The following is an 11,947-nucleotide window of genomic DNA, read 5'->3' on the forward strand; positions in this document are numbered from 1 at the left end:
CGATGAGTACAGGAAACGCCAGCAACAGCCAACACTATATTGCAGTGCAACAGGCGGATTTCGACGTTGCCCATGAATACGCAGAGCTGCGCAAAGATAACCGCAGCGACGGCGCCGTGGTGTTCTTTACCGGACTGGTACGTGAAATGAATCAGGGGTCACAAGTGAGCGGCCTGACGCTGGAGCACTATCCGGGCATGACCGAAAAAGCGCTGCAGCAAATCGTCGCAGATGCCAGTACCCGCTGGCCCGTTAACCGCGTGCGCCTGATACACCGCGTTGGCACCCTGACGATTTCCGATCAGATTGTATTTGTTGGCGTCAGCAGCTCACACCGTGAAGCCGCCTTCGATGCCTGCTATTACATAATGGATTACCTGAAAAACCGTGCGCCCTTCTGGAAAAAAGAAGTCACCAGCGATGGTGAGCGCTGGGTAGAAGCGCTGGATAAAGACAAGCAGGCGCTGGATAAGTGGCAGTAAGGGTTTCCGACAACGTCACGCCAGCTTCTCCTGCCTTCTCGCCAGCCCGGCACAGGTGTTCAGCTAGGGCCTGTCGACACTAAGTAAATCCGGCCTGCTGAGAGCCAGTTTTTCTCAGAACAAGGAGAGAGGAGTGATATTAGCGGGCTAAATGAATGACGAGCGACGACGTTTATGTGGAAAACTGGCCTCAGCCCGAAGGGTTATGGCTAAAAATACCTCATTCTGCGTTGCTGTTCGCTCGCTTAACCCGTTAGGCCACACTCTCAGCGCCTTGCCTGAGATATTTTTAGCCGATAACAGGCCTATTTAATTAGTGTCGACAGGCCCTAACACAAACTATTGATAACCAAGTCATCTTAAGTGTACCCTCGTTATCCAGCTTAAATCTTTCTCTCGTAGCTAGTTGCTCTGATGCTAGCTACTGCTGCTCACACCGTCTTAACAAAGCACGGCCTTCGCTGGCGCTTGATTTTTAACGGGAGCGATATTTCAGGATTACCAACGAAATGGAGGCGTGCATGCCCAAAGGATTATTTTTTCCGGTTATTGAAACCGAACGCTTATCACTGAAACCTTTGGTGATTAATGATGCGGAAAGCCTGCTGGAAATTTTCTCCGATCCTGAAGTTATGCGCTATTGGAATACGCCCCCCTGGAAAACCCTTCAGGATTCTCTGGACTTTATAAATGCGAGCAATGATTCGATGCAACGCCAGGAATCGCTGGTTCTCGGGGTGTATCTGCAATCCACTGGTGAGCTGATCGGAAAGTGCATGCTATTCAGCTATGACGCAGAATCCAAACGTGCCGAAATCGGTTTTGGTTTGGGCCACGCAGCCTGGGGAAAGGGTTACATTAATGAAGCAGGCGAGGCCCTGATACAGTACGGATTCAGTGTATTGGGGCTGCGCCGGATTGAAGCAGAGATCGATCCAGACAATCAGTCATCTGCAAAAACGCTGGAGAAGCTCGGATTTTCCCGGGAAGGTTTGTTAAGACAGCGCTGGGAAGTCAACGGTATTGTCTCTGACTCAGCCATGTATGGACGGCTGAAGAGTGACCATCCAAAGCCGTAAACCAATCGCGTAATAGCGCAGGATAAGCATGGATAAAATCGCAGAACTGATAAGGGCTCAGGCCAGAGCGCCCTTCACGAATCAACATGGTACTAGACTCCTCTGAAATTCATCAATTTTTATTAAGAAGAGAACCCTATGGAACTTAGTTTGATCAGCATCTTCATTACCGTAGCAATCGCCCATTTCCTTGCGCTACTCAGTCCGGGGCCCGACTTTGTGTTGGTTGTAAAAAGTGCCTTAAAAGGAAATCGTAAAAATGCCATTGGCGTTGCGCTTGGGATTGCCTCTGCCAATGCCGTTTACATTGGCCTATGCCTTATTGGTGTAGGAGCAATTCTTTCAGCTTCAACCTCCATAATGATTGCACTTAAAGTTGTTGGCGGTCTTTTCCTTATGTACATTGCGTTTCATGCATTAAAGGCACCCAGAAGTTCATATCAGAATATGGCAGCCACATCCGAAGGCACTGAAAGATTCTCTCTGATTTCCTTTTCAAAAGAATTCATTACTGGTTTTCTGTCTGGAATTTTAAACCCTAAAAATCTGTTATTTTACCTTAGCCTCTTCACTGTTGCGCTTACACCAGAGATCAGCTTAAAGTTCAAAATTCTTCTTGGCGCCTGGATGACGGCTATCGTTTTTCTATGGGATGTGGCTATTATCTATTTATTATCCAACAACAACGTACGCAATAAATTTACCCGAATGGCGTTCTATATCGACAAAGTGACTGGTGCAATTTTAGGTGCCATTGGCTTTGGCATTGTCAAATCAGTTTGGACTAAACAGTAACAACATGACGGACTGCTGCAGTTTTCCCGGTTAAACTGGCAGCAGAGGATCAGGTACCGAATTTATTGAACCAGGGTTCACCTTCGGTGTACCCTCTCTTTATACAACGGTTCATAAACCCAACTGATATTTTCCAGTACCGCAGAAAATATCAGTCGGTAAAGCTACTGAAATAAGTGAAACCATACCCATGTCTGACAATTACACTTTCTTCGCCAGTGCAACCAACTCCATCGGTACGCTGATAGCTCTGTTTATCCTGTTTGCACCGCTGGCCCTTGCTGTAGCGGCTACGATAAAAATTCATAAACAGTTGGGCGGGGGCGCGGCTCATCTTCTGAGCTTCGGTGTCATCATGTTTTCTCTTTTACCTCTGGATCTTATGATTTCTATGGCCGGAGCTTTTATGGATACTCAGGCTCTGGCCGAATTTATGCTGGTCAAAAGTTATATATCCATGACTCTGACTTATCTGGGCGCAATCTCCACCGGAATAGGGATACTTATCCTCTGTCAGCGGCAGAAGAATGCAACCTGAAGTAAGAACCTGAGCAGAGCGCTGCTCAGGCCACTAGCTAAAGACAGAGATAATCTTTTACGGCAGCACGACGACTGCCGTCACGACGGCGTTCATTCCCCAGCTATCCGCCCCCTTACCTGCCGTTACTATTTTTATCATCTTCACACGCCCTGAGCGGTCATCCTCTGCTATTATCCCTTCTCTTTTGAGAAAGCTATCATTACAACCAGAAGGCACAGTCAGCACAGCATCAGCCTGTGTCTTGTGACACTGCTGCCACTACAGGGAACCGCATGCATCAGTTCGATAAATCTATTTTTATTGCTTTTAATCCACACGACAGTGAATCGGTTGCTGCTGCGCTGTTGCAGTACCAGCAGCATCTGGAAGATGGCAGTGCCTTCAGGAAGCAGGTTTTTAATATCGAATTTGTTGCGCTTGAGAATAATAGCCAGCGCCGTCTGCAACTGAGTGATATCCGCGATGAAACACTGCGTGCCTATGTCAGAGACGCCCTGAGTCTGACGCCGGATGGTTACAGCGAATCTTCCCATGAGGCAATCGCCGAAGATGATCCGGTCTATATTTCTGAGCCCATATTCTTTGCGTTAGCGCTGCAGTTTCCACAACTGCAAGAGCAGGTTATACGCTGTGCCCGCAGTATCGTTGCCTATGCCCGTGACAATAACGATACGGACGATATGTGGCGCGATGATATGGACGTATTCGGCGCCGAAGCCCTGTATTTACTGGCGCGCAGCGATCTGAATAATCTGCCGTTATTGGCTCAGTTTTTTATCCCGTACTGGGATGACGAGCATGCCGGCGAATATCATAAATTTCTTGCCGATATTGTGCATCGCTATAGCTGGTGTCGCGAGGTGATCAGTGCCTATATCTGGTGCGATAACGACCAGTTCCGCTATCAGATGTTTGGCCATGAATGGGGAAGCGACACCCACTATCAGCCATTGGGAGAATACCTGCGTGCCAATCCACAGGAATATCTGTGGTTTAAACAGGCGCTGCAGGAGCGTCTGCTCGACACGCCCAAAATGATGGTGTCGATTCATAATAATGAAGAGGCACATAACCCGGTGCTGGATTTTTATCTGACGCTGTTGCCGATGGATGGTGACCGTTTTGATGATGAAGATTGCGCAGAATTTGCCCAGCAGCATTTTATTCATGCCAGCCTTGAAGACGAAGCACTGGATCTGCAGAACAGAATTCAGGCACAGAGCAGCACGCCGTTATTCTGTTATTCCGCCAGTGATCTGCGCTCACAGGAATCCATGGAGCGGGAAGAAACCAGGGGTGATGGCCTGCGCATGGTTAAACCACTGATTCTCGCTCTGCCTCAGGGCGAAGCACTGTGGCAGTACGTATATGATGGCAGCCAGCAGGATGCGCTGCAGCAATTGCCCGTCACCGAACTTGCACCACTGGCCAAAAAAGCAGCGCCGGAATTTTACCGTGATTTACAGGATGAGCTGATTTTTGGCGACAGCAACAAAGACATCTGCGATGACCTGTTTTCCGTTCTGTACAGCGTACGCCGCGAATTACAAAGCGATGACGAAGACGCCGAAGACTTTGCCGATGTATTAACCTCCGACAGTGAAGAACAGCGCGCCCGGCAATACCTGCGCCTGCTGGATATTTTTTACCGCGTACTGGGGCAGGATGAATTCCCCGATAGTATGCGCGAGCTTCTAGTCGACGACGATGAGCTGTTAACCACTGCCGAATATTTCCGCCGTTTCAGCCGCATTCCGGCCGAAGATCAGGAAAAAGCGCTGCAACAAAAAGTATTGCACAGCCTGCTGAGCGAATTCTGCGATATGGATGAGCGGCTGGGCAAAGCGCTGCTGCAGCGCGCACAACAACTTATTGGTTCAGAGCGTACTCTGGCCAACCCCGCCAGTTGGGCAGACGATGCAGCACAAAGCGAGCTGGAGATCGGCCACTTTACGCTGATGGCCTTTATTCTGCACAACGACTGGCAGCAGAATTTTGCCGATGAGCAGACTCCGGTTCTGGCCGAATACCTGCAGCAGGATAGTTTATGGTTAAAAGCCGCAAACCTGCCACTGAAGCGCTTTGATATTGAAGGCGGCCATTACTGCCCGGAAGGCCGTGGCATGAGTACGGAGCAGGTACAGCTTTTCCGCGATTATTTCTGCGCGCAGCAACCGCTATTAAATCAGCAACAGATGATCGGGCTGATCAACCGCTATGCCCACCGTGACGATTGTACCCGCCGCAGTTCATTGTCGTTTAATCAGTTCAGCGAACTCCAGAATGGCTATTACTTTCTCAACGACCACGACGATGATTACCAGCGCATACTGCTGATCTGCTTCTGGTTGCAGCATCTGCCTCTGCCCTGCAGCGTGCCAGCCAAACGCATCTGGAAACTGATGGTCGCGCTGGCACCGATACGGGTCACACGGCTGGTGATGCAGGCATTTTCCGATGACAGTTACGATGTGGAATTTGCAGATGTATTACAGGAAATCAATCATTACGAAGCACTGGAAAAAGCCGGGATAAACCGGGGCTATTTAATGGCCTTCCAGCTCAGCCAGTGTCAGCCGGCTTACCATACAGAGAAATACATCAGCTGGCTCGATCAGTATGCCGCCATTGATGATGCCGACACCTCGATGTTCGGCAGCCGCAGCCGCAAGCTGGCACAGGAGCTGCAACACGGACTGCGTTATATCAACGAGGCCGATAAAATTCAGTTTTATCGTCTGCTGGAACTGCGTCATCCGCGCTTCAGTTACAGCAATAATGACGAGCTGCAACACGACTTCCGCTACACACTGAAGCGTAACCTGCGCCTCAGCCTGAAACACTGGCACAGTATTCTGGCCAGCGAGAGTGGTTCCTCCCAACTGGATTGCGACAGCAAAGTGCTGAGCAAAAAACCGCTGCGTATCGCAGCGGACTACCACACGCGGGAAGATTTTGTTCCCGGTGATATGACCTGGCTCGGCGTCTGGCTGGTTGAAGATATGGGTGACGACTACGAAATATTCGCCGGCCCTGAACTGCAGAACGCGGAACTGAAAAATTGCCGGGGCAATGTATTATTATTTAAAGGCGGTATTGACCGTGCTCAGATTTTAGCCCGTGCCAATGAACTGCTGGACAGCGAAGCCTGCCTGCAGCAGCTGCATCAGCAGGTTCTGAATTATCTGGACGGTAATGCCGGTTATGAACAAACCGCCACTCTGGCAGAACATTATCTGCTGGGTGAAGGTCTGGAACTGCAAGCTCCTGAGTACACTATGACCGGGGTCGACAGCTTTATCTGGTTGCTGGATGAAGAACAGCGCGACCGTCTGGCGCGACTGTTTTTTAATAACAATTACCGTGGCTTTAAACTGGTACGTGACACCATCGTTCAGGGCTATCTGAGCGATCAGGTTAAGCAGGGCAAGATGAGCTTCAGTGACATGCTGGAGGCCGATGAAGACGACAACGAAGAACAGGCCGCGGCCTTTTTATTGCTGTGGTTGCTGCGTCTGGATATCCGCCCTGAGCATATCCTGCTGTACTGCGTTAAAAACCGTCAGTTCGAAGCCTGCCGGCATTATGTCATTGCGCTGGCCAATGACGGTCTGCTGAAGTCCTGTGCCGCCTTCCTGCATACTGAGAATCGTGCCACTCTGGTGGAAATGCTCGCAGAGCAGAATAATGGCCGTTCTTTCCTCAGTATTTTTGCCAAAGATAAAGCCCGTAAAATACGCGATATCGTTGCGCGTTTTATCGGCTGAAGCAGGTCAGACAAAACAGCGTGCTGCTGTTATCACCCCGGATAACAGCAGCATTCTGTCTGATTCAGCGTTTATTCTTCGGAATACTCCACGGATACAGCCACTGCTGTGCCCATTGCACACTTTTGAATAACACCAGACTGACCACCGCAAGGAATATTAATCCGGCAAATGCCTGCGGAATTTTAAAGAAAGAGGTTGAGAACTGAATAAAGTAACCAAGGCCTTTTTCCGCAGCGACAAACTCCGCCACCACAGCACCGATAATGGCCAGCGTAATGGATACTTTCAGGCCGCTGAAAATATGCGGAATGGCATAAGGAATGCGGATCTGCCAGGTTTCACGATAACGCGGAGCCCGTAATGATTTACTCAGCTCAATCAGTTCTTCCGGTGTTTCCAGCATGCCGGTTGCCGCCGAAACCACCAGCGGGAAAAAGGTAATCAGACAGGTAATCAATACCCGCGACATATCGCCGGTGCCCATCAGTACAATAATCAGTGGTGCAACCGCCACCACCGGAGTCGACTGAATCACCACCAGCGCCGGATAAATAGTGCGCGATAAGACTTCCGAACGAACCATCGCAATGGCCAGCGGAATACTGATACAGATCGACAGTGCAAACCCCATCAGGGCCACCCGCAGTGTTGCCCACAGATGCTCCAGCCAGCGACTGAATTCCACGTCGAAGAAAGCATTCACAATCGATACCGGCGACGGCAGAATATAGACAGGCACCTTACCGAAACGGCAGATCAGTTCCCATAACAGTACAAAGGTAATAAAGAACAGCGCCGCCGCATAACTCAGCAGCCACTGGCGGACAGGAAAAGACGTTGATTTAAGCATGGGCTTCCGGCTCATAAATGTGTTTTCTGATACGCGCGGTCAATTCAGCAAATTGCGGAGTGTTAATGGTGTTGGCGCTGCGCGGCCGCGGAATATCAATATCAATTAAATCCAGTACGGTTCCCGGACGCTGACTCATCACTAATACACGATCAGCCAGCAGCACCGCCTCGGAAATTGAGTGGGTAATAAAGAGAACGGTCTTGGGGTTTTCTGTCCAGATATTCAGCAGATCAAAACCGATCTGTTCACGGGTCATGGCATCCAGCGCCGAGAACGGCTCGTCCATTAATAAAATATCCGGGTTTAATAACAGCGCGCGCACAATACCGACACGCTGCTGCATACCACCGGATAATTCATCCGGCATGCGTGCCGAAAACTGTGATAAACCGGCCATCGCCAGTAATTCTTCGGCGCGGTTTTTATCGGCGGCCGTTACCAGCCCGTATTTATGTTTCAGCGGGAACAGCACATTGTCGCGCACCGTCAGCCAGGGTAATAACGTCGGCTTCTGAAAAACGATGCCGACATCATCACGCGGCTCAGTAACCTGACGATCAAACACGCTGACCTTCCCTGCGCTGGGAATCAGCAGCCCCGCCACCATACGTAACAGCGTGGATTTACCACAGCCGGACGGCCCCACCACCGCTACAAATTCATGGCGGTGAATTTCCAGATCAATCTGTTGTACCGCCATATTGCCGGCAGCCGGATCATAACAATGACCAACCTGTTCCATGCGCACAAAAGCACGCTCTGACGCCTTACTCATATCAGTTCTGCTCCGGCATAAAATCACGGTTAACGGCGATTTCCGGATTCATAGCATCGGCGGCAATATCGTTAGCCTGCGAAACCCACTTCCAGGTTAACGCCATACGCTCTGGTGTTAAGGCACCAAAACCGTCGTTGCTGGTTACTTCGTTATATACCAGGCCGTTAATACTGCGGATTTGTGCACTGGCAACCGCAGCATCCACCTCAGGTACCATGGCGTGAATATCGGCACCGGCTTTATCCGGGTGGGCATAGGTGAATTGCACGGCTTTGGCGTAGGCTTTAACAAAGCGTTTGGCAACGTCCGGACGCTCGCTGAGGAATTTATCGGCGGCCACTAAGGATGAGCTGTATAAATCCAGACCGCCCTCTGTCCAGGGAATAACACGCAGGGTTTTTCCGGCTTCTGCCGCTTGTTTCTCGAATAAGGCAACATTGGTGACCCAGGCGATAATGCCTTCGATATTGCCGGTCATCAACATCGGGCTTAATGCTCCCGGGTCCGATTTCACCAGCGTCACACTGTCTTCGGCCATGCCATTTTCTTTTAAAACCAGCGGTAAAAAGGCATTGGAGGAGGTAAACGGAGAGGTCGCAATTCTTTTACCGGCAACGTCTTTAAGGGTTTTAATCGAGCTGCCTTCAAGGGTGAAAAAAGCATGGGGCGCCTGAGAAAAATACGACAGTACCGCCGATACCGGTACGCCATCGCGCGCTTTGGCTGCCATTAAGGCGCCGATATCTGCAATACCAACGTCCGACTGGCCCGTCGCCATTTTGGTAACGGCATCCGTTGAGCCGCGACCACTGGCAATTTTTACTTCAAGATCTTCCGCGGCAAAAAATCCCTGCTGAATACCAACATAAACCGGTGCTTTATCACCACCGGGCAACCAGTCGAGCTGGAAGGTTACCTTATCCGCCGCCAGTGTCATGGCCGAACAGCCTAACGCAGCCGCCAGTGCGGTAACCTGCAATAAAGGTTTGGTCAGTTTCTTGAACATGGATTTTCTCCTGATTTTTAAGTCGTTTGTCCGCTCCAGAAAATTCTGATCAATCGGACAGGTTTTATTCGCTATCAGCAATAACCGTACCCGAGTTCAGATTTATTTTTCGTAAGCCTGCGCCTTACGCAGAAAACGCCCTGTCGCTGAAAGGAGAGCCTAGGGCCTGTCGAGAAATAAGCTTTCGCCATAGCACCGAGAAAACACTTTATGCTTGCTTGTGGTGCATAAAGGTTGAGTCGTGACTCAATATGGGTGCAAATTTCTGCGCAGTATTCGCAGCTCGTTTGAGTTGTTGATACTTTTTATGGCGGGGAGAATAAAAGAAGGTATTGTCCGCTTTGTCAGCGCACTGCTTTACCGGAAAAAATAAAGGCCTCCTGTGAGGCCTTTATTAATGACGTACTACAGGCTGAGAAATCAGTCCTGCAGCCGCAGATTACGTGTCGCACCATCCAGATGATCGGCGTCGGCTTCGGAGCCGAGTTTAATCATCAGACGCAGATCGTTTGGCGAGTCGGCGTGAGCAATGGCGTCTTCATAGGTGATTTCACCCTGCTCGTAGAGTGCATACAGCGCCTGGTCGTAAGTCTGCATACCCGCTTCGTTGGACTTGGCCATTAATGGCTTCAGTTCGTGCACCTCACCTTTACGGATCAGGTCCGACGCCAGTGGTGTATTCAGCAGAACCTCCACCACCGCGCGGCGTGAACGGCCATCCGGTGTGGCAATTAACTGCTGGGCCACAATAGCGCGCAGGTTAAGGGATAAATCCATCCACACCTGGTTATGACGGTCCGGCGGGAAAAAGTGAATCACACGTTCCAGCGCCTGGTTAGCATTGTTAGCGTGCAGGGTCGCCAGACACAGGTGACCGGTTTCGGCGAAGGTAATGGCGTGCTCCATGGTTTCGGCAGAACGCACCTCACCAATCATGATCACATCCGGCGCCTGACGCAGACAGTTTTTCAGGGCGGTATCAAAACTCTCGGTATCTAAGCCCACTTCACGCTGGGTAATAATGCAGCCATCGTGCTGGTGAATAAATTCGATCGGGTCTTCGATGCTGAGAATATGGCCCTTACTGTTTTTATTACGGTGACCAATCATCGACGCCAGCGAGGTCGACTTACCGGCACCGGTGGCACCGACAAACAGAATCAGGCCGCGCTTGGCCATGGATATTTCTTTAATAATATCCGGCAGGCCGAGCTGATCGACACTCGGAATACGGGTTTCGATACGGCGCAGCACCATACCGGAAACGTTACGCTGATAAAAAGCACTGGCACGGAAACGTCCGATACCACTGGCATTAATGGCGAAGTTGAGTTCTTTTTTCTCCTCAAATTCGTCCTGCTGTTTGCTGTTCATCAGCCCCAGTACCACTTCGCGCGTTTGCTCGGCACTGAGCGGGTTTTTGCTTAACGGCATAATTTTACCGTTTACCTTCATGGAAGGCGGAACCCCGGCTGTAATAAACAGATCCGAGGCGCCTTTTTCCACCATCAGGCGTAAAAACTTATCCATCGCCATGTTCAGTTACCTCAGAAATTATCCGGGATTTTGGCTTTTTCACGCGCCACATCCCGGCTGATCAGACCTTTGTTCAACAGGTTCTGCAGGCACTGATCCATGGTCTGCATACCGTAAGCCGAACCGGTCTGAATGGCCGAATACATCTGGGCAATTTTATCTTCACGGATCAGGTTACGGATGGCCGGTGTACCCACCATGATTTCGTGGGCCGCAACCCGGCCGCCGCCATTCTTCTTCAGCAGAGTCTGGGAAATAACCCCCTGCAAAGATTCCGACAGCATGGAGCGCACCATGGATTTTTCTTCCGCCGGGAATACGTCGACGATACGGTCGATGGTTTTTGCCGCCGAGCTGGTGTGCAGGGTGCCGAATACAATATGACCGGTTTCTGCCGCGGTCAGCGCCAGACGGATGGTTTCAAGGTCACGCATCTCACCCACCAGAATCACATCCGGGTCTTCACGCAGCGCCGAACGCAGTGCTTCGTTAAAGCCTAAGGTGTCACGGTGAACTTCACGCTGGTTAACCAGCGATTTTTTCGATTCGTGTACGAATTCGATCGGGTCTTCCACGGTGAGGATGTGGTCGTATTTGCTTTCGTTGATATAGTCGATCATCGCCGCCAGCGTGGTCGATTTACCGGAACCGGTCGGGCCGGTAACCAATACGATACCGCGTGGAATCTTCGCCAGATCTTTGAACACCTGACCCATGCCCAGCTGGTCCATGGTCAGAACTTTCGACGGAATGGTACGGAATACCGCACCGGCACCGCGGTTGTGGTTAAAGGCGTTTACACGGAAACGCGCCACACCCGGTACTTCGAACGAGAAGTCAGTCTCAAGGAATTCTTCGAAATCCTTACGCTGCTTATCGTTCATGATGTCATACACCAGGCTATGAACTTCTTTATGCCCCAGTGCTGGCAGGTTGATACGGCGCACATCGCCATCAACCCGGATCATTGGCGGCAAGCCGGCCGATAAATGCAGATCCGACGCGCCTTGCTTGGCACTGAAGGCAAGCAGTTCAGTAATATCCATAGCCACTCCTCGTTATTTTTTACTGGCTGGCCCGGCGAAGGGTGCGCCAGCCGACAAGCTT

10 protein-coding genes are annotated in these 11,947 nt (G+C 50.6%); 5 read left to right on the top strand and 5 right to left on the bottom strand.

Annotated elements, in window-relative coordinates:
* The first annotated feature begins 2 nt into the window (after positions 1-2).
* From moaE to MT343_RS18005, 5 genes are all read left to right on the top strand, one after another.
* On the top strand, positions 3-482 hold the full coding sequence (moaE, locus tag MT343_RS17985) for a molybdopterin synthase catalytic subunit MoaE (RefSeq protein ID WP_145467889.1): 480 nt from the start codon (positions 3-5) through the stop codon (positions 480-482).
* 521 nt (positions 483-1,003) lie between these two features.
* On the top strand, positions 1,004-1,561 hold the full coding sequence (locus tag MT343_RS17990) for a GNAT family N-acetyltransferase (RefSeq protein ID WP_145467886.1): 558 nt from the start codon (positions 1,004-1,006) through the stop codon (positions 1,559-1,561).
* Between the two features lie 138 nt (positions 1,562-1,699).
* Positions 1,700-2,356: a LysE family translocator gene (locus tag MT343_RS17995; RefSeq protein ID WP_145467884.1), complete on the top strand. Its 657-nt coding sequence runs from the start codon at positions 1,700-1,702 to the stop codon at positions 2,354-2,356.
* 190 nt (positions 2,357-2,546) lie between these two features.
* Positions 2,547-2,894: a hypothetical protein gene (locus tag MT343_RS18000; RefSeq protein WP_145467882.1), complete on the top strand. Its 348-nt coding sequence runs from the start codon at positions 2,547-2,549 to the stop codon at positions 2,892-2,894.
* Positions 2,895-3,169: 275 nt separating this feature from the next.
* Positions 3,170-6,664 carry a hypothetical protein gene (locus MT343_RS18005; protein WP_145467880.1) on the top strand — a complete coding sequence of 1,165 codons (3,495 nt, stop codon included), beginning with the start codon at positions 3,170-3,172 and terminating at the stop codon, positions 6,662-6,664.
* A 64-nt stretch (positions 6,665-6,728) separates the two neighbouring features.
* Here the strand turns inward: MT343_RS18005 and MT343_RS18010 are convergent, their stop codons facing one another.
* From MT343_RS18010 to MT343_RS18030, 5 genes are all read right to left on the bottom strand, one after another.
* Positions 6,729-7,517, bottom strand: a complete 789-nt coding sequence (locus MT343_RS18010; protein WP_225691082.1) for an ABC transporter permease — start codon at positions 7,515-7,517, stop codon at positions 6,729-6,731.
* The gene (locus MT343_RS18015; protein WP_145467876.1) at positions 7,510-8,295 is read right to left on the bottom strand and encodes an ABC transporter ATP-binding protein; all 786 of its coding nucleotides are present in this window, start codon (positions 8,293-8,295) and stop codon (positions 7,510-7,512) included. Before MT343_RS18015 ends, MT343_RS18010 begins: the two co-directional genes overlap by 8 nt.
* A 1-nt stretch (position 8,296) precedes the next feature.
* Complete coding sequence (locus tag MT343_RS18020; protein ID WP_145467874.1) at positions 8,297-9,304, bottom strand: ABC transporter substrate-binding protein; 1,008 nt, start codon at positions 9,302-9,304, stop codon at positions 8,297-8,299.
* Positions 9,305-9,724: 420 nt separating this feature from the next.
* On the bottom strand, positions 9,725-10,840 hold the full coding sequence (locus MT343_RS18025; protein ID WP_145467872.1) for a PilT/PilU family type 4a pilus ATPase: 1,116 nt from the start codon (positions 10,838-10,840) through the stop codon (positions 9,725-9,727).
* Between the two features lie 11 nt (positions 10,841-10,851).
* Positions 10,852-11,886, bottom strand: coding sequence for a type IV pilus twitching motility protein PilT (locus tag MT343_RS18030; RefSeq protein ID WP_145467870.1), 1,035 nt, complete (start codon positions 11,884-11,886; stop codon positions 10,852-10,854).
* Positions 11,887-11,947 lie beyond the last annotated feature (61 nt).

Source organism: Venatorbacter sp. C2-1 (genome assembly GCF_022832715.1).
GTDB classification, from domain to species: domain Bacteria; phylum Pseudomonadota; class Gammaproteobacteria; order Pseudomonadales; family Oceanobacteraceae; genus Venatoribacter; species Venatoribacter alkanivorans.

Bases quoted from the DNA above. Each gene is read 5' to 3' on its own strand.
- MT343_RS18020 (WP_145467874.1), bottom strand. From the start codon at position 9,304: ATGTTCAAGAAACTGACCAAACCTTTATTGCAGGTTACCGCACTGGCG.
- MT343_RS18000 (WP_145467882.1), top strand. From the start codon at position 2,547: ATGTCTGACAATTACACTTTCTTCGCCAGTGCAACCAACTCCATCGGT.
- MT343_RS18010 (WP_225691082.1), bottom strand. From the start codon at position 7,517: ATGCTTAAATCAACGTCTTTTCCTGTCCGCCAGTGGCTGCTGAGTTAT.
- MT343_RS17995 (WP_145467884.1), top strand. From the start codon at position 1,700: ATGGAACTTAGTTTGATCAGCATCTTCATTACCGTAGCAATCGCCCAT.
- MT343_RS17990 (WP_145467886.1), top strand. From the start codon at position 1,004: ATGCCCAAAGGATTATTTTTTCCGGTTATTGAAACCGAACGCTTATCA.
- MT343_RS18015 (WP_145467876.1), bottom strand. From the start codon at position 8,295: ATGAGTAAGGCGTCAGAGCGTGCTTTTGTGCGCATGGAACAGGTTGGT.
- moaE (WP_145467889.1), top strand. From the start codon at position 3: ATGAGTACAGGAAACGCCAGCAACAGCCAACACTATATTGCAGTGCAA.
- MT343_RS18030 (WP_145467870.1), bottom strand. From the start codon at position 11,886: ATGGATATTACTGAACTGCTTGCCTTCAGTGCCAAGCAAGGCGCGTCG.
- MT343_RS18025 (WP_145467872.1), bottom strand. From the start codon at position 10,840: ATGGCGATGGATAAGTTTTTACGCCTGATGGTGGAAAAAGGCGCCTCG.
- MT343_RS18005 (WP_145467880.1), top strand. From the start codon at position 3,170: ATGCATCAGTTCGATAAATCTATTTTTATTGCTTTTAATCCACACGAC.